We start from the raw sequence: 16,592 nt of genomic DNA, 5'->3' as shown, positions 1-16,592 counted from the left end.
TTACTGGTTCAGGATCTCTTCGAGTTCCTTGTTGGCGTCAGCCAGGGCAGTGTTGGCGTCCTTCTTGCCCTCGATGACGTCGCGGGCCGCGTTCTGCAGCACGGCCTTGGTGGCGTCGGCCTCCGACCAGTTGGGGTCGGCGGGGAACGCCTTGGCCTTGGCGAAGGCCTGGGCGAAGGCGCCCTGGGCGGGGTCCTCGTTCAGCGCGGAGAGGGTGTCGGGGTAGACCGGGAGCAGGCCGCCCTCCTTGGCGTAGCGGTCGGCCCAGGTCTTGCTGGTGGCCAGCTTGATGTACTCCTTGCCCAGCTCGGCCTGCTGGGTGCCGCCCCACAGCGCGATGTCGTTGCCGCCGAAGAAGGACGGGGCCACGCCGCCGCTCTTGGCGGGCAGCGGGAAGAAGCCGAGCTTGTCGCCCTTCAGCTTGCCCTTGGAGTCCTCCTCGATGCCGGGCAGGTCCCAGCCGGCGGTGAGGTACATCGCGACCTTGTCGTTGGCGAAGCGCTTGCGGATGTCGGTCGTGTTCTGGGTGAGGTTGGCCTTGCTGGACAGGCCGTCCTGGACGAGGCCCGTGTAGGTGGCGAAGCCCGCGGCGAAGCCGGGCTCGGTGAGCTTGCCGACCCACTTGTCGCCCTCCTTGACGGCGTACTCGCCGCCCTCGGACCAGGCGAACGCGGCCAGGAGGTGGTTGGCGTCGGAGCCGCCGTTGAAGGCGAAGCCGTCCACGCCCTCGCCCTTCTCCTTCTGGATCTTCTTGGCGGCGGCGACGAGCTCGTCCCAGGTCTTCGGGACCTCGATCTTGAGGTCCTCGAACCAGTCCTTGCGGTAGAGCACGGCGCGGGCGCCGGCGCCCCATGGGATGGCGTAGATCTCGTTGTCCACGGTCTCGTAGCCGTAGAGGTTCTCGGGGATCTGGGCGCGGTCGCCCTCGCGGGCGATGTCCGTGAGCGGCTCAAGCGCGTCCTGGCTCTGCCACATGGGGACCTGGTCGTTGCCGATCTCGGTCACGTCGGGGCCGGTGCCGGTGGCGGCGGCGGCGAACTTGTCGGCCACCTGGGGCCACGGAATCCACTCGAGCTTGACGTCCGCGCCCGTCTTGGCCTTGAACTCGGCGTTGAGCTCCTCCATGTACTTCGCCGCGGCGGGGTTGCTGTCGCCGAGACGCCACACGCTCAAAGTCTTGCCCGCGAAGGCGGGGCCCGAGGCGGCGGCGCTGGGTGAGGACGTGGTGGGTTCTTCACTTCCGCCGCAGGCGGCCAGGCCCAAAGCCAGTGCGGCCGAGGTGGCCGCAGCGGCTGTGATCTTCGCGATCCTCACAGGGTTCTCCCTTCCCGGGTGCTGGCCAGGGGTCCGCACCAGGCTGATCGTCATATGCCGAACGATGGTGTTAAACTAACAAGAAACTTTCTTAAAAGAAACGCTCGTTAGCCGATCGTGACGGAGAGAGGGCACCGATGAGCCGAGACCCGGGAACCCCCCGGCTGCTGCGCCGGCTGAACGACCGCGCGGCACTCGAACTGCTCCTCGGAGACGGCCCGCTCACCCGCGCCGAGCTCGGCGAGCGGACCGGCCTGTCCAAGGTAACGGCAGGTCAGCTTCTCGCTCGACTGGAAGAGCGGGGCCTGGTCCAGGTGGCAGGCGAGCGGGCGGGCGGCAGAGGCCCGCACGCGGCCCTGTACGCCGTGGTCCCGTCCAGCGCGTACGTCGCCGGCCTCGAAGTCCTGCCCGACAGCCTCAAGGTCGGTGTGGCGGACATCACAGGCCGCACGGTGATCGAGATCACCCTCGACCCCGCCGACGGGCGCGACCCGGTCAAGGCCGTGCACGCCGCCGTGCGCCGGGCCTGCGACGCGGCCGACATCGACCTGTCGCGGCTGCGGGCGTTCGTCATCGGCAGTCGCGGCGTGGTCGATCCCGGCAGCGGGGACGTGCGCTGGTCGTACGACCTGCCCTCCTGGCACGTCGGCGTGCTGGCCAGCCTGCGCCAGACGCTCGGCGCGTCGGTCACCATCGAGAACGACGTCAACCTCGTCGCGCTCGCCGAGCACCGCTACGGCGCGGCCGTCGGCCACGACGACTTCGTGGTCATCTGGGCCGGCGTCGGCCAGGGCATGGGCGTCATGCTCGGCGGCCGGCTGCACCGGGGCAGCACCGGCGGCGCGGGCGAGATCGGCTGGCTGCCGGTGCCCGGCGAGCCGCTGCCGACCGACGTCGCAGAGCCGCAGTCGGGCTCCTACCAGCGACTGGTGGGCCACGCCGCGCTGCGCGGCCTCGCCGATGCGCACGGCGTGACCGGCAACACCGTGCCCGACCTGCTGCGCGGGGGCGACGACGGCTTCCTCGACGCGGTCGCGGCGCGCATCGCCGTCGGCGCGGCGGCCGTCAGCGTCGTGCTCGACCCCGGGCTCATCGTGCTCAGCGGCGACGTCGGCAGGGCGGGCGGCGCGCGCCTGGCCGCGAAGGTGCAGGAGGCGGTGGCCAGGCTCTGCCCCACCCCGCCGACCGTCGTCACCACTCGGGTGGCGGGCAACCCGGTGTTGCGCGGCGCGCTCGTGGCGGCGTTGGAGCAGGCCCGGGAGCAGGTCTTCTCCGACACTGTGTGAGAATCACTGCCCATGTGGCAGTCCCCGAACGATGTCGTGCTCATCTCCGACTCCCGTGTGACCTCGATCCCGGTCAAGGAGATCGGCGAACCGCTGGTCGACGTACGCGGGCGGCTCCGCGTCGACACCCGCCTGGCCGACGACCAGGGCGCCTACGCCCACCTGCGGGCCGGGGTGCTGCGGCGGCTGGAACACGCCGAGAGCCTGCTGCCCGCCGGATACCACCTGCTCGTCGTCGAGGGCTACCGGCCGGTCGCCACCCAGCGCCGCATCTTCGACGGCTACCGGGCCACGCTGACCGGGCTGACGCCCGAGGAGTCGTACGTCGCCGCCAGCCGCTACGTCTCTCCCGTCGAGGTCGCCCCGCACACCGCGGGCGCCGCGGTCGACCTCACCCTGGTCTCGCCCGACGGCGCCGAGTACGACATGGGCACCGAGGTCAACGACAACCCCGAGCAGAGCGAGGGCGCCTGCTACACGGCCGCCCCCGACATCTCCGACGACGCCCGCGCCCACCGCAAGCTGCTCGGCGTCGCGCTGGAGGCCGCCGGCCTGGTCAACTACCCCACCGAGTGGTGGCACTGGTCCTACGGCGACCGCTACTGGGCGATGTCCACCAAGAACGACCACGCGCTCTACGGCCCCGTCGAGTTCACACCCTGACAACCCGGGTTTTCCGGGCGGTGAGGTGGGGGCACAACTCCCTACGGAGATGTGGACTCCCAGCGAGGTGTGGGCATGATTCCGCTCATCGGGATCGAAGAGGAATACCTCGTCGTCGATCCCCGCACCCGCCACGTCGCCCCCCGGGCGGCCGAGGTCCTGGCCGCCGCTACGGACGTGCTCGACGTGGTGCAAGAGATCACCCGCTTCCAGGTGGAGGCGCGCACACCGCCCTCCGCCGACCTGGGCGAACTGGGCCGGCGGCTGCGCGCGGCACGCAAGGAGGTGGCGGGCGCAGCCCGCTCGTGTGGGCTCGCGGTCGTCGCCAGCGGCATCCCGGTGCTCGGCAACGTGATGCCGCCGCCGCTCACCGACGACGACCGCTACCTTCAGGGCCGCGTGCTCTACCGGGCGCTGCAGGACGAGATCAGCATCTGCGCCCTGCACGTGCACGTGGACGTGCCCGATCCGGAGCACGCCGTCTACGTGGGCAACCACCTGCGGCCCTGGCTGCCGACGCTCATCGCCCTCGCCGCCAACTCGCCGTTCTTCGTGGGCCGCGACACCGGCTACGCCTCCTGGCGGGTGATCAGCTGGGGGCGCTGGCCGGTCTCGGGCGCGCCGCCGTACTTCCCCTCCTATGGGGCGTACGAGGGCGCGTTGCAGGCCCTGGCGAGGTCGGGGGCGCTGCTCGACGCCAAGACCGTCTACTGGGACGCCAGGCCGTCGCCCTTCCTGCCGACCGTGGAGATCAGGGTGGCCGACGTGCCGCTCGACGTGGCCGACAGCCTCACCATGATCGGGCTCATCCGGGCGCTCGTGGTCACCGCGCTCGGCGCGGTCAGGCGCGGTGACCTGGGGCCGCCGGTGCCGGGGGAGGTGCTGCGCGCCGCGTACTGGCGGGCGGCGCGCTACGGGTTGCAGGGCGAGATCCTCGACGTGCGCGACGGCTCGCTCCTCCCCGCGGCGGTGCTGGCCGGGCGGCTACTTGAGCACGTACGCCCGGCGCTGGCCGACGCCGGTGACCTGCGGTTCGTCCAGGAGGGCCTCGACCGGCTGCTGCGTGCCGGGTCGGGGGCGATGCGGCAGCGCAGGGCGTACGAGCGGGGCAACGACCTGGCGGAGGTGGTGGACGACCTCATCGAGGCCACCGTCGCATGAACCGGGTGCGTGAACCGATCGCCTGAGCCGGTCGCCTGAGCCCGTCAGCGCAGGGCCAGGGCGATGGACACGCCGAGCCCGAACACGACGACCACGCCGCGCAGCACGGCGGGCGGCATGAGCCGGGCCACGCGGGTGCCGAGGAAGCCGCCCGCGAGGCTGGCCGGCGCGATCACCGCCACGGCCTGCCAGCGCACGGGGCCGAACAGCGAGAAGGCGATGACCGAGACCGAGCTGATGACCAGCGAGAGCGCGGCGCGTACCGCGTTGACGCGGTGCAGGTTGTCGTGCAGGAACATGCCGAGCACGGTCAGCAGCACCACGCCCATGCCGCCGTTGAAGTAGGCGCCGTAGCAGCCGCCGACGAACACCCCCGCGTACACCAGGCGGCTGGTCCCGCCGCCCTCCTCACCGCCGAGGTGCTTGCGCAGCCAGGGCTGGGCCAGCAGCGCGAGGCTGGCGAAGCCCACCAGCCACGGCACCAGCGACTCGAACAGCCGGCCCGGCGTGAGCAGCAGCAGCGCGCTGCCCACGCAGGCCCCCAGCACCGCCGCGACCGACAGGACGGTCGCGCGGCGCTGCTGGCCGCGCAGCTCGGCCCGGTAGCCGAGCACGCCGCCCAGGTACCCGGGCCAGAGCGCGACCGCGTTGGTCACGGTCGCGGTCAGGCCCGGGTAGCCCAGCGCGAGCAGCGCCGGGAAGGACACGAGCGTGCCGCCGCCGGCCAGCGCGTTCACCACGCCGGCCAGCAGGCCCGCCCCCGCCAGGAAGAGCAGGTCGTGGAGGGTCATCGGCCGGCGGCGTAGCCCTGGGCGCCACGCGGGTTGGCGGCGGCCTTGAGCAGGTCGCCGTCGCGGGCCACCGCGCTGAGCCGCCCGAGCGACCACGGGCCCTGCGTCTCGACCTCGTGCCCGCGCCGCCGCAGCTCCGCGACGACGGCAGGGTCCACGCGGTCCTCGACGTGCATGACGCCGGGACGGGAGCCGCGCGGGAAGAACGAGCTGGGGAAGTGCTCACTGTGGAACATGGGGGCGTCGATGGCCTCCTGGAGGTTCAGCTTGCCGTGCACGACCGCGAGGAAGAAGTTCAGGCTCCACTGGTCCTGCTGGTCGCCGCCCGGGGTGCCGAACGCCAGCCACGGCTTGCCGTCCCTGAGCGCGAACGACGGCGACAGCGTCGTACGCGGCCGCGCGCCCGGCCGCAGCGCGGTCGCCACGCCCTCCTGCAGCCAGAACATCTGCGCCCTGGTGCCCAGGCAGAAGCCGAGCTGCGGGATCGTGGGGGAGCTCTGCAGCCAGCCGCCGCTGGGCGTGGCGGAGACCATGTTGCCGAAGCGGTCGACCACGTCCACGTGACACGTGTCACCCTTGACCATGCCGTCACGCGCCACGGTCGGCTCGCCGACCCCCTGCGGCTTGCGGCCGCCCGAAACGCCGGGCGCGGCGCTGAACGTGCCGGGGCCGGGGAAGACCGGCAGCCTGGGCGTGCGCCCGCCGGGGGCGCCCGGCCGCAGCTCCAGGCTGGCCCGCGCGCCGATCAGCGTCCGCCGCTCGGCGTTGTAGGCCGGGCGCAGCAGGTCGCCCATGGGCACGCCGGTGTCGCCGTACCAGGCCTCGCGGTCGGCGAAGGCCAGCTTGGCCGCCTCGGTCACGGTGTGCACGTAGTCGGCGCCGAGGAACTCCATCGACTCCAGGCCGGTGCCGTCCAGCAGGGCGAGCTGCTGCAGGAACACCGGGCCCTGACCCCACGGGCCCGTCTTGGCCACGGTGTGGCCCTGGTAGTCGTAGGTCAGCGGCTCCTCCACCGACGCCCGCCAGCCCGCGAGGTCGTCGCCGGTCAGCAGGCCGCCGTGCACCTCGCCCGAGCTGTCGCGCCAGGCCGTCTTGGCGCTGAACTCGGCGATCGCCTCCGCGACGAAACCCTCGTACCAGACCTTCCTGGCGGCCTCCAGGCGGCCCTCACGGGTGCTCGACGCCGCCTCGGCCTCGGCGACCAGCCGCCGGTACGTCGCCGCCAGCACCGGGTTGGCCAGCTTCGCGCCCGGCTTGGGAACGTTCCCGCCGGGCAGCCACGTCGCCGCCGAGGTGGGCCAGTCGTCCCTGAACAGGCCCTCGACCGACGAGATCGTGGCCGAGATGCGCTCCAGCACCGGCACGCCGTGCTCGGCGTAGTGGATGGCCGGCGCCAGCACGTCCGCCAGCTCCCAGGTGCCCCAGCGCTCCAGCATCAGCATCCAGCCGCCGAACGCGCCGGGCACCGTGGCCGCGAGCAGGCCCGTGCCGGGCACGACGTCCAGGCCCAGTTCGGCGAAGCGCTCGATGGTGGCCGCGGCGGGCGCCACACCCTGCCCGCACACGACCGACACCTTCTGCTCCTCCTCGCTCCACAGCAGGATCGGCACCTCGCCGCCGGGGCCGTTCAGGTGCGGCTCGGCGACCTGCAGCACGAACCCGGCGGTCACCGCCGCGTCGAAGGCGTTGCCGCCGCGCTCCAGCACGCCCATGCCGGTGGCCGAGGCCAGCCAGTGCGTGCTGGCGACCATGCCGAAGTCGCCCGACAGCTCGGGCCTGGTGGTGAACAAGACTTTCTCCTTCTCATCGGGGGGCGGCGGCGTCGGGGACGCGATCCGCCGTTACCAGGTGGCAGGCGGCGGGGTGAGCGCTGCCACGTGGGTCGTTCAAGAGGGGCTCGGTGGTGCGGCACTCGTCGTACGCCAGCGGGCACCGCGTGTGGAAGCGGCACCCGGCCGGCGGATCGACCGGGCTCGGCACGTCGCCGCCCAGCACGATCCTGCGCCGCTCCCGCTGCTTGACCGGGTCGGCCACCGGCGCCGCCGACAGCAGGGCCTGCGTGTACGGATGCCGCGGCTGCGCGAAGATCTCGGCCGTCGGCCCCGACTCGACGATCCGGCCCAGGTACATGACCGCGATCCGGTCGGCCAGGAACTCCACCACCGACAGGTCGTGGGTGATGAACAGGCACGAGAAGCCCATGTCCCGCTGCAGGTCGGTGATGAGGTTGAGCACCGATGCCTGCACCGACACGTCCAGCGCCGAGACCGGCTCGTCGGCCACCACCAGCTTCGGCTCCAGGACGAGCGCCCTGGCCAGCCCCACCCGCTGCCGCTGCCCGCCGGACAGCTCGTGCGGGTGGCGCCTGCGCATCTCCTGGCGCAGGCCGACCTTCTCCAGCATGGCGGCCACCTTGGCCGCCACCTCGCGCCGGTCGCCCACCTTGTGCCGCAGCAGCGGCTCGGCCACGATCTGCTCGATCGTGAAGCGCGGGTTGAGCGAGGAGAACGGGTCCTGGAAGACCATGTGGACGTCCCTGCGCAGCGGCCGCATGGCCCGCCGCGACAGGTGGGTGATGTCCCGGCCGGCCAGCTCGATCGAACCGGCGGTCGGCTCGGTCAGCCGCAGCACGCACTTGCCGACCGTGGACTTGCCGCTGCCCGACTCGCCGACCAGGCCGAGCACCTCGCCCTCGCCGATCTCCAGCGACAGGCCGTCCACGGCGCGTACGGGGCCGTAGTGCTTGACCAGGTTGTCGATGCGCAGGATCACCGGTCACCTCCCGGGTGGTAGCAGGCCGCCAGGTGGCCATCGCCCTGGCGGGTGAGCGGCGGCCTGGACAGCCGGCAGTCCGCCTGGGCGCGCGGGCAGCGGTCGTGGAAGGCGCACTCGTCGGGGTCCGACAGCGGCGACGGCACCATGCCGGGGATCTCCGCCAGCCGGCCGTTGACCGCCGCCGACGGCAGGGCCTTCATCAGGCCCAGCGTGTACGGGTGGCGCGGGTTGGCGAACAGCTCGGTCACCGGGGCCTGCTCGACGGCGCGGCCGGCGTACATGACGACGGCCCTGTCGGCGATGTCGGCCACCACGCCCAGGTCGTGCGTGATGAGGATGATCGCGGTGCCGAGCCGGTCGCGCAGGTCGCGGAAGACGTCGAGCACGCCGGCCTGGATCGTCACGTCGAGCGCCGTGGTGGGCTCGTCGGCGATCAGCACGCGCGGCGAGCAGGCCACCGCGATCGCGATCATCACGCGCTGCCGCATGCCGCCGGACAGCTGGTGCGGGTACTCCTTCATGCGCCGCTTCGGCGCCGGGATGCCGACCAGCTCCAGCAGCTCGACCGCGCGCGCGGCGGCGGCCTGCCGCGACAGCTTCTCGTGCCGCCGCAGCACCTCGCTGATCTGGTAGCCGACCGTGAACGACGGGTTGAGCGAGGTCATCGGCTCCTGGAAGACGACCGAGACCGTCTTGCCGCGCACCCGCCGCATCTCCGGCTCGGGCAGCGTGGTCAGCTCGCGGCCGTCCAGCGTGATCGAGCCCTTCAGCCGGGTCGTCTCGGGCGGCAGCAGCCGCGGCACCGACATCGCGGTGACCGACTTGCCGCAGCCGGACTCGCCGCACAGCGCCAGGATCTCGCCCTCGTCCAGGGTGAGCGAGGTGTCCCTGACCGCCTGGACGAGCCCGTCCTCGGTGGCGAAGCCCACGCTCAAATCGCTGATCTCCAGCAGGCTCATCGGGCGCTCCTCGGGTCCAGTACGTCACGCAGCCCGTCGCCCAGCAGGTTGAAGCCGAGCGTGGCCAGGGCGATCATCAGGCCGGGCCAGATCGCCAGCCAGGGCGCGTCGCTCAGATACTGCTGAGCGGTCGTCAGCATCACGCCCCACGACGGGGTCGGCGGCTGCACGCCCAGGCCGAGGAACGACAGCGTGGCCTCGCCGATGATCGCGGCGGGGATCGCCACCGTGGCCTGCACGATGAGCGGGCTGAGGCAGTTCGGCAGCACGTAGCGGAAGATGATGTGCCCGTCTCCCGCTCCGTCGGCGACGGCCGCGGCCACGTAGTCCATCTCCCTGACCGCCAGCACCTCGCCCCGGGTGATCCTGATGACGGCGGGCAGCTGGGAGAAGCCCAGCGCCAGCACCACGCCCTTCAGCGAGGGGCCGATGATGGCGGCCAGGCCCACCGCGAACACCAGGAACGGGAAGGCCAGCGTCACGTCCACCAGCCGCATCACGATCGGGTCCAGCCAGCGCCGGTAGAACCCGGCGACCAGCCCGATCGGGATGCCGACCACCATCGCGAGCAGCGTGGACAGCACGCCCGCCTGCAGCGAGACCTGCGCGCCGTGCGCGATCCTGGCGAACGCGTCGCGGCCCAGGTCGTCGGTGCCCATCGGGTGGGCGCCCGACGGCGGCGCCAGCGTGGCCATGTAGTCCTGCGCCGCCGGGTCGCCCGTCACGAGCGGCCCGAGCAGCGCCAGCAGCACGAACGCGACCACGAGCACGAGCCCGGCCATCGGCATCGGCCTGCGGCGGAAGCGCCGCCACAGCCGCGTCCTGCGCATCACCTCAGTCATGGCCGCCTCCCGACAACCGGATCCGCGGGTTGAGGAAGGCGTAGGCGATGTCGACCAGCAGGTTGACCAGCACGTATCCGACGACCGTGACCAGCACGACCGCCTGGATGACGGGATAGTTCCTGGTCAGCACCGCGTCCACGGTCAGCTTGCCGAAACCCGGGATGACGAAGATCTGCTCGGTCACCACGGCGCCGCTGATCAGCGCGCCGAGCTGCAGGCCGAGCACGGTCACCACGGTCGTCAGGCTGTTGCGCAGCGCGTGCGCGCCGACGACCTTGACCTCGGGCAGGCCCTTCGAGCGCGCGGTCCTGACGTAGTCGGCCGACAGCGCGCCCAGCATGGCCGAGCGGGTCTGCCGCATCAGGATCGCGGCGAAGCCGGTGCCGAGCACGACGGCGGGCAGGATCATCCGCTGCAGGTTCTGCACGGGGTCCTCGGTGAAGGGGACGTACCCGGAGGCGGGCAGCACCCGCCAGGTCACCGCGAACAGCAGGATGCCGAGCAGGCCTAGCCAGAAGTGCGGCACCGACAACCCGGCCAGGCCGAAGCCGGTGGCCAGGTAGTCGGCGACCTTGCCGCGCCGTACGGCGGCCACGATGCCCGCGCCCACGCCGACGATCACCGCGACCAGCATGGCCAGCGCCGACAGCTCCAGCGTCACCGGCAGCCGCTCCAGGAGGATGTCGGCCACCGGGAGCTGGTCCTGCGTCGAACGCCCGAAGTTGCCGGTCAGCGTCTGGCCGAGGTAGTCGAGATACTGCGCGGGCAGCGGCTTGTCCAGGCCGAACTCGTGCCTGATCGCCTCGATCGCCGCGGGCGACGCCTCCTGGCCGGCCATGACGGTGGCCGGATCACCGGGCAGCGCCCGTACGCCCAGGAAGATCAGCACGCTCGACAGGAACAGCACGATCACGGCCGACCCGCAGCGCCGGAGGATGAACCAGAGCATCAGGCGGCGAACCCGGCGGTGACGAAGCGCGGCAGGCCGTCCTTGAAGTACTGGACGCCCGCGACGTTCTTGTTCATGCCGAGGTAGTACAGGTTGTGGTACAGGTACACGACGCCCCGCAGCTCGGCGGCCTTCTTCATGGCGGCGCCGTAGAGCTCGGCGCGCTTGGCCTGGTCGGTCTCGGCCGCGGCCTGCTTGATCGGGTCGTCGATGCCGGGGTCCGACATGCCGGCGTAGTTGTTGCTGCCCTGCGTGGTGATGAGGTTCGTGAGGTTGCCGTCCGGGTCGACCCGGCCCGACCAGCCGCTCAGCAGCACGTCGAACTTACCCGCCTTGCCCTGCTCCAGCACGCTGACGAACTCGGCCGTCTGCACCTTGACGTCGAAGCCGGCCTCCTTGGTCATCGACTGGATGACCTGCGCGAGGCGCTGGTTGACGGCGTCGTTCGGGGTGGCCATGGTGACCGTGATCGGCGTCGGCACGCCGGACGCCTCCACGAGCTGCTTGGCCTTGGCCAGGTCACGCTTGGGGCAGGCCGGCAGGTCCTTCGCCCGGTACGGGCTGTCGCCGGGCACCGGGTAGCAGTCCACCTCGTGCAGCCCGTTGTAGACGGTCTTGTTGATCGCGTCCCGGTCGAGCGCCAGCTCGAACGCCTCGCGCAGTTGCGGGCTCTTGCCCAGCGGCGTGTCCACGGGGCCGGGCTTCGCGGTCGAGCCCTTGACGTTGCCGATGTTGATCTGGAAGCCGTAGTAGCCCAGGCCGCCACCGGAGACGACGGTCAGGTTGGGGTCGGCCTGAACGCCCTTGACGGTGTTGGTGGCGAGCTGGTCGGCCACCTGCACGTCGCCGGACTTGAGGTTCGCGGCCCGCACGTTCGGGTCGACGATGATTTTGTATACGAGCTTGTCCAGCTTGACCTTGGCGGCGTCGTAGTAGTCGGGCGACTTCTCCAGCACGATCTGGCTGCCCGAGGTCCTGCTCGCGAACGTGAACGGGCCCACGCACACCGGGTTCGCGCCGAAGTTGTCGCCCTCGGAGTCGAGCGCCTTCGGCGACATGATCATGCCGGCGCGGTCGGCGAGCTGCGCGGTCAGCGGCGTGAACGCCTGGGTCAGCTCAAGCTTGACCGTGGACGGGTCCGCCACCGTCACCTTCGACACCGCGGCCAGGTCGGCCTGCCGGGCGGACTTCTCCCACGTACGGTGCCGGTCCAGCGACTTCTTGACCGCCTCGGCGTCCAGCGGCGTGCCGTCGTTGAACTTCACGCCCTCGCGTAGCTTGATCGTCACCTCTTTGCCGTCGTCGGACAGCTCGGGCGGGGCCGCGGCGAGCTGCGGGACGAGGGCGGATGAGGCGTCGATGTCGTAGAGCTTCTCGCACATGCTGGTGAAGACCTCGCGGCCCACGAGCGTGGTGGAGACGCTCGGGTCCAGTGCGTCGGGGTCGGCGTTCAGCGCGATGTTGAGCGTGCCACCGGCCTTGACCGGCCGGTGGTCGGCCGAGGCGGTCGCTATGGAACTAGGTGCCGCGGGGGTGCTGCTCGTTCCGCCTCCGCCACAGGCCGTCAGGGCAAGGGGGAGAGTGACGAGCGCCGCGACGACCTTGGGTGACGGTCGCATGGTGCCTCCGGTTAAACGTTTAGGAGACTGTATACAAGGTCTGACATTTCAGTGGTGTTTCGTTACCCTATGTCGTTACCTGAGTGTTTCCTAATCGTTTGCCGGTTTTGGCTTCCGGCTCGCCGCCGCGAGGAACGACCGCCGTGCCGCCGCCACGTGCGCGACCGCCCTGGCCTGCGCCTCGTCCTCGTCGCCTGCCTCGATCGCCTCGCACAGGCTGAGGTGCTCCTGCCACGAGTGCGGGCCGCGTACGGAGGCGGTCTGGCTGAAGACCCACTGCGCCCGCTGTAGCATCGGCGTCATCATCAGCGCCAGGTAGGAGTTGCCCGCCGCCTCGCCCACCGCCAGGTGGAAGGCGGTGTTGAGGTCGGCGACCTCTTCGAGTCTGCCGCTCTCCACCGCGGCCTTGGCCTGCTCCAGCACGTGGCGCAGCTTCGCCACGGCCTCGGGGGTGTGCTTGCGCGCGGCCAGCCGCGCCGCGAGACCCTCGATCGCCATGCGGACGTCGAAGAGCTCCTCGCCCTCCTCCGCCGACAGACGCGCCACGGTGGCGCCGAGCCGGGGGACGACCTCGATGAAGCCCTCGGCGGCCAGGACCCTGATGGACTCGCGTACGGGGTTGCGCGAGACGCCGAGTGCGGCGGCCAGCCGGTCCTCGACCAGTCGCTCACCCTGGGCCAGCTCGCCGGAGAGAATGCGGCGGCGAAGCTCCTTGGTGACCTTGTCGCGCAAGGTCCGATGGGCCGCGCCCAGCGTCAGATCAGTCATAGAGGAACTTATCGTATACAACGGACAAGTCTTCTCTGGTCGGCCTCGCCGGCAAGGTCGGCGGCCCCTGCCACGGCTGCCTCGACGGCCAGCGGGTCGCCGCGAACAGCGCCAGCAGCTGCTCCTTGTCATCGGCCCGCCAGAACAGTTCGTCCGCCAGCATCCGGAAGCTCAGGCTGCCCATCTCCGTGAGGTCCCCCGCGGCGCCCGCTTCGCGGTAGACGTCGTGACTGCCGACGGCGTCCAGGTGGCCGCCGTTCGGCAGCGCCTCCATGCCCGCGTTGCGCACCGCGGCCTCCACGATCGCCAGCGAGAGCTTCACCTGCGTCTGGATGACGGCCGGATCGAGCGAGCCATCCCACAGCCGGAACTCGACCCGGTCATCATCCCCGCCTCGGATGCCGGTCATGTCGATCGCGTCGAACCGGCCGTGCCCGCGCAGGATCTCCTCCACCGAGGCGTCCCGGCCGAGCGGCTCCTCATTCGGCTCGCGCCGCCACAACCCGTTGTGCTCCTCACGTTCCGGGTTCTGCGCCAGCCGAAAGAGCGTGTCGGCGTGGTGATCGACATATGTGGCCAGGGCGCGCTGAGCGTCCACCATGTGGCCGATGGGACCGGTGCTCACCTCGACGCGGGCGGCGGTCCGGTACGTCGCGACGCCGCCGAAAGCGTTGATGATCTCGACGGCCTGCTTCAGGTTCGACCACGTCGAGCGCACGTCGTGCATGAGGGGTGAGACCAGCACGCTGTGCGCCGGGGCGCTCCTCAGCAGCTGCCACCCGTGCTCGCCGTCGATCAGCCGGGCCTGGCGCAGGGCAGCGTCGATGGTCGCGAGGGCGTCGTCTTTGATCCTGGCCGGCAGGTCGAACTCGATCTTCACGGCGAACCCGTACCCGCGGTCATGCGTACCGAGGCCCGCGGTGACGTCATGCATCATGTACGGGATCAGCGTCTCGCCGTCGGCCACCCGCGCCAGTGCCCGCTCGTAAGCGCGCCGGTAGGCGGCGAAATCGCCGGTGAACGACATCTCGGGGACGTCCGGCCAGCGCCCCCACGCCCTCCAGTGATCACTCCACATGCCGAGTTCGGCCTTCGCCGCTCGCCACTCCTCGGGAGCCGTGTGGGCGCCGCGGTTGAAGATGCGATTCACGTCCCGGAAGGCTTCCTCCCAGTGGTGCTCCGCGAACCGCCGCGCGGCGCGCGCCTCCTCGGGCGACACGTTGTGCAGGCCGGGCTCGGCGTCACGCAGGGGCATCGGGCGGCCGTCGCCCGCCACGCCGTACGGGTCGCGCGGGCCCAGGTCCCGCAGCGCGTCCACCACCTGCCGGCGGTTCACCAGGCGGGAGAGATCGAGGCCGGCGCGCCCGGCCTGCTCCGCCCGCCGCACCAGCTCCGGCACCGAGTGCCCGAGCCCGGCGTCGTACGCGAGCCGGCGCAGCGGGTCGAACACCCAGGCCGGCCGATCCGGGGCAGGCCCGGCGAGCTCCGCCAGCCTGCCCAGGACACGTGCCTGGTCGTCGCGCACGGCGGGAAGGTGGTGGTCGTCGGCCAGCCGCAGGCCGTCCCACAGGTGGGGATCGCGCGCCCGATGCGTCGCCAGCAGTTCATGGAGCTCCTGCAGGTCTGCCGCCCGCGTCGGGTCGGAGCCGTGCTCACGGGCGTCCGCGGCCAGACGGAGCAGCTGCTCGACCGATCCTCCCTGACCCAGCTGGTGCGCCAGGCTCTCGAGCGGCTGCCGATGGGGCATCCCCGGCGGCACGTCCGGCACCCCGGCGATGCCGTGCAGCGAACCGAGCATCCGGGCGTCGGCCGGGCTGAGCCCGTCGACGCCCAGCTTCACCGACGCCACCACGCCCGTCCACAGCTCCGGCTCCACCTGCCGGAACGCCGCCATCACCGCATGGAACTCGCCCACGGAGTGCAGCCCAGGAGGAAGGAATCCGGCGGCGTCCGCCGCCCGGACGAGCGGTAGCACCTGGTGGTAGCGGATGAGCCCCTCTTGTTGCATCCAAGGGGACAGGTAGGTGTGGAGCTTTTCGACGCTCAGGTGCGGCGACATCATGTTGACCAGCAGCCCGAGCGTGCGCGCGTCCTCCGGGGTCGTCACGTCCAGCAGCGCCCGATGCCGGTAGCCGAGCCAGCGGAGAGCGTCGTGGGGCATCGCGAGACGGAGCGCGTCGGCCAGCATGGCACTGCCGCGTGCCGCCTCCGGTGCCATGCCCTGGCGCTGGGCGTCCTGGTAGAGCTCCACCACGGCGTCCACGGCGTACCTGTTGTTGAACAGCTCCTCTGCCAGGTTCTCGACCGCGACCCTCGAATTCTCCCTCGGCAGGCTCGCGTGCATCTGCGCCAGGGTCAGGGCCGTCGCCTCGTCGGCGCGCACCGTGGGCAGCTCGTTGATCAGGGCCCAGCCGGGCAGCAAAAACTCGGGATCCGGCCGGGTGACGCCTGCCCGTCCGTCACCCTGGCCGGTGAGCAGCCGCTCGATGCGGTTGGGGCCGTCGGCCAGGCCCTCGCCGTTGCCGGGGGTCCAGCGGTGGAACGTCGCCGCGGCCTCGGCGAAGCTGCGCGGCCGCGAAGGCGCCACCGCCGGGTGCCCGCCGACCAGCACGGCATCCGGCCCGCCTGACGCCGCCACGAGCGGCCGCCGCGCCTCTTGCGGCGCCACTCCCGCCTCGGGCGCGTGCTCGGCCGCCTTGGGGCGGGTGTTCTGGTCGTGCGCGGCGCCGCGACCGGCCGTCTCGCCCGAACGCTCCGGCGACTGGGCACCTACCCGTTCGGGCGGCTGCGCCCCCACCCGCTCCGGGGACTGGCCGGGCCCACGCTCGGGGGACTGGCCGGTCTCGCCGGCCGGGCTCGCGTCGGCCGGCCGGCGGCCGTCCTCGCCCTGGGGCCGTCCGTTCTGCGCGGGCGGGTCGGTCTCCGGGGCGGGTGTGCGGGGCGTCTGCGTTCTCGCCGCGGGGGCCTGGTCATGGGCGGGGAGTCCTGGCACGTCGTGCGGCCGGGCAGGGGCGACGATCACGTCGGCGGGCCGGTCGCCGTGGGCCTGGCGCGCGGGTGGCGGGGGCGGCGCGGTCGTGTCCGTACGCGGCGGGGCGACGATCGTCTGCTGGTCGGTGGCCGCGACGGGGGCCCGCCGGGTGTTCGGGTCGGAGGTCTCCTGCCGGGTGTCGGGGGACGTGTCCCTTCCCGCGTTCTGGGCGGAGCCGGGCCCTGTGTCGCGTCCGGTGGCGTCCGGGGTGGTGTCGCGCCCGGTGGGGTGCTGGGCAGGGGCGTCGCGCTGGGCGGTGCCGGCCTGATCGTTCCGAGAGCCGGTCGTGTCCCGCTCAACTGCGTCCCGGTCGGACGCGTCCTGGTCGGTGGTGACCTGTTCGGCCGGTTCCACGGGGTGGACGGCCGCGGCGACGGCAGGGACGGTCGCGGGCAGCGCCGAACTGGCGGGCAGGGCGCCGGGGGTGGCGG

General features: G+C 71.9%; 12 protein-coding genes and 1 pseudogene. 3 read left to right on the top strand and 10 right to left on the bottom strand.

Annotation, left to right across the window (positions count from 1 at the left end; translation table 11 throughout):
- Nucleotides 1-1,314 (bottom strand): extracellular solute-binding protein, encoded by a 1,314-nt coding sequence (locus ABZW11_RS39555; RefSeq protein WP_355429312.1) that lies wholly within the window; start codon nt 1,312-1,314, stop codon nt 1-3.
- A 137-nt stretch (nt 1,315-1,451) separates the two neighbouring features.
- On the opposite strand from ABZW11_RS39555, the gene ABZW11_RS39550 reads away from it, so the two are divergent.
- The 3 genes from ABZW11_RS39550 (at nt 1,452) to ABZW11_RS39540 (ending at nt 4,424) form a co-directional block, all read left to right on the top strand.
- On the top strand, nt 1,452-2,600 hold the full coding sequence (locus tag ABZW11_RS39550) for an ROK family transcriptional regulator (protein ID WP_355429310.1): 1,149 nt from the start codon (nt 1,452-1,454) through the stop codon (nt 2,598-2,600).
- A 12-nt stretch (nt 2,601-2,612) separates the two neighbouring features.
- Complete coding sequence (locus ABZW11_RS39545) at nt 2,613-3,263, top strand: M15 family metallopeptidase (protein WP_355429307.1); 651 nt, start codon at nt 2,613-2,615, stop codon at nt 3,261-3,263.
- A 75-nt stretch (nt 3,264-3,338) separates the two neighbouring features.
- Nucleotides 3,339-4,424, top strand: coding sequence for a glutamate--cysteine ligase (locus ABZW11_RS39540; protein ID WP_355429304.1), 1,086 nt, complete (start codon nt 3,339-3,341; stop codon nt 4,422-4,424).
- A gap of 44 nt (nt 4,425-4,468) precedes the next feature.
- On the opposite strand, the gene ABZW11_RS39535 is transcribed toward ABZW11_RS39540, so the two are convergent.
- The 9 genes and pseudogenes from ABZW11_RS39535 to ABZW11_RS39495 form a co-directional block, all read right to left on the bottom strand.
- Nucleotides 4,469-5,215 carry a sulfite exporter TauE/SafE family protein gene (locus ABZW11_RS39535; protein WP_355429301.1) on the bottom strand — a complete coding sequence of 249 codons (747 nt, stop codon included), beginning with the start codon at nt 5,213-5,215 and terminating at the stop codon, nt 4,469-4,471.
- Nucleotides 5,212-6,966 carry a gamma-glutamyltransferase family protein gene (locus ABZW11_RS39530; RefSeq protein ID WP_355429379.1) on the bottom strand — a complete coding sequence of 585 codons (1,755 nt, stop codon included), beginning with the start codon at nt 6,964-6,966 and terminating at the stop codon, nt 5,212-5,214. Before ABZW11_RS39530 ends, ABZW11_RS39535 begins: the two co-directional genes overlap by 4 nt.
- A 52-nt stretch (nt 6,967-7,018) precedes the next feature.
- Entirely contained in the window at nt 7,019-7,987 is a 969-nt protein-coding gene (locus ABZW11_RS39525; RefSeq protein WP_355429298.1) for an oligopeptide/dipeptide ABC transporter ATP-binding protein, read from the bottom strand.
- Nucleotides 7,984-8,949, bottom strand: coding sequence for an ABC transporter ATP-binding protein (locus ABZW11_RS39520; RefSeq protein ID WP_355429295.1), 966 nt, complete (start codon nt 8,947-8,949; stop codon nt 7,984-7,986). Before ABZW11_RS39520 ends, ABZW11_RS39525 begins: the two co-directional genes overlap by 4 nt.
- A complete protein-coding gene (locus ABZW11_RS39515; RefSeq protein WP_345398855.1) occupies nt 8,946-9,791 on the bottom strand; it encodes an ABC transporter permease in 846 nt (281 codons plus the stop codon). The genes ABZW11_RS39520 and ABZW11_RS39515 overlap by 4 nt, the downstream gene beginning before the upstream one ends.
- A complete protein-coding gene (locus ABZW11_RS39510; protein ID WP_345398858.1) occupies nt 9,784-10,743 on the bottom strand; it encodes an ABC transporter permease in 960 nt (319 codons plus the stop codon). The genes ABZW11_RS39515 and ABZW11_RS39510 overlap by 8 nt, the downstream gene beginning before the upstream one ends.
- Entirely contained in the window at nt 10,743-12,362 is a 1,620-nt protein-coding gene (locus ABZW11_RS39505; protein ID WP_355429291.1) for an ABC transporter substrate-binding protein, read from the bottom strand. Before ABZW11_RS39505 ends, ABZW11_RS39510 begins: the two co-directional genes overlap by 1 nt.
- 90 nt (nt 12,363-12,452) lie before the next feature.
- Complete coding sequence (locus tag ABZW11_RS39500) at nt 12,453-13,130, bottom strand: GntR family transcriptional regulator (RefSeq protein ID WP_355429288.1); 678 nt, start codon at nt 13,128-13,130, stop codon at nt 12,453-12,455.
- Nucleotides 13,123-16,592: pseudogene (locus ABZW11_RS39495) on the bottom strand (hypothetical protein); the annotation flags it as partial. The gene ABZW11_RS39500 and the pseudogene ABZW11_RS39495, both read right to left, overlap by 8 nt.

Origin of the sequence: Nonomuraea sp. NPDC004580, assembly GCF_040609855.1 — a bacterium.
In the GTDB taxonomy this organism is placed as follows: domain Bacteria; phylum Actinomycetota; class Actinomycetes; order Streptosporangiales; family Streptosporangiaceae; genus Nonomuraea; species Nonomuraea salmonea.
The sequence above is the reverse complement of the archived record's forward strand: the minus strand, read 5'-3'. Positions and strand labels throughout refer to the sequence as shown.

What these genes read in the sequence shown, in the direction of transcription:
- ABZW11_RS39515 (WP_345398855.1), bottom strand. Translation starts at nt 9,791, where the DNA reads ATGACTGAGGTGATGCGCAGGACGCGGCTGTGGCGGCGCTTCCGCCGC.
- ABZW11_RS39530 (WP_355429379.1), bottom strand. Translation starts at nt 6,966, where the DNA reads ATGGTCGCCAGCACGCACTGGCTGGCCTCGGCCACCGGCATGGGCGTG.
- ABZW11_RS39510 (WP_345398858.1), bottom strand. Translation starts at nt 10,743, where the DNA reads ATGCTCTGGTTCATCCTCCGGCGCTGCGGGTCGGCCGTGATCGTGCTG.
- ABZW11_RS39550 (WP_355429310.1), top strand. Translation starts at nt 1,452, where the DNA reads ATGAGCCGAGACCCGGGAACCCCCCGGCTGCTGCGCCGGCTGAACGAC.
- ABZW11_RS39520 (WP_355429295.1), bottom strand. Translation starts at nt 8,949, where the DNA reads ATGAGCCTGCTGGAGATCAGCGATTTGAGCGTGGGCTTCGCCACCGAG.
- ABZW11_RS39500 (WP_355429288.1), bottom strand. Translation starts at nt 13,130, where the DNA reads ATGACTGATCTGACGCTGGGCGCGGCCCATCGGACCTTGCGCGACAAG.
- ABZW11_RS39505 (WP_355429291.1), bottom strand. Translation starts at nt 12,362, where the DNA reads ATGCGACCGTCACCCAAGGTCGTCGCGGCGCTCGTCACTCTCCCCCTT.
- ABZW11_RS39540 (WP_355429304.1), top strand. Translation starts at nt 3,339, where the DNA reads ATGATTCCGCTCATCGGGATCGAAGAGGAATACCTCGTCGTCGATCCC.
- ABZW11_RS39545 (WP_355429307.1), top strand. Translation starts at nt 2,613, where the DNA reads ATGTGGCAGTCCCCGAACGATGTCGTGCTCATCTCCGACTCCCGTGTG.
- ABZW11_RS39535 (WP_355429301.1), bottom strand. Translation starts at nt 5,215, where the DNA reads ATGACCCTCCACGACCTGCTCTTCCTGGCGGGGGCGGGCCTGCTGGCC.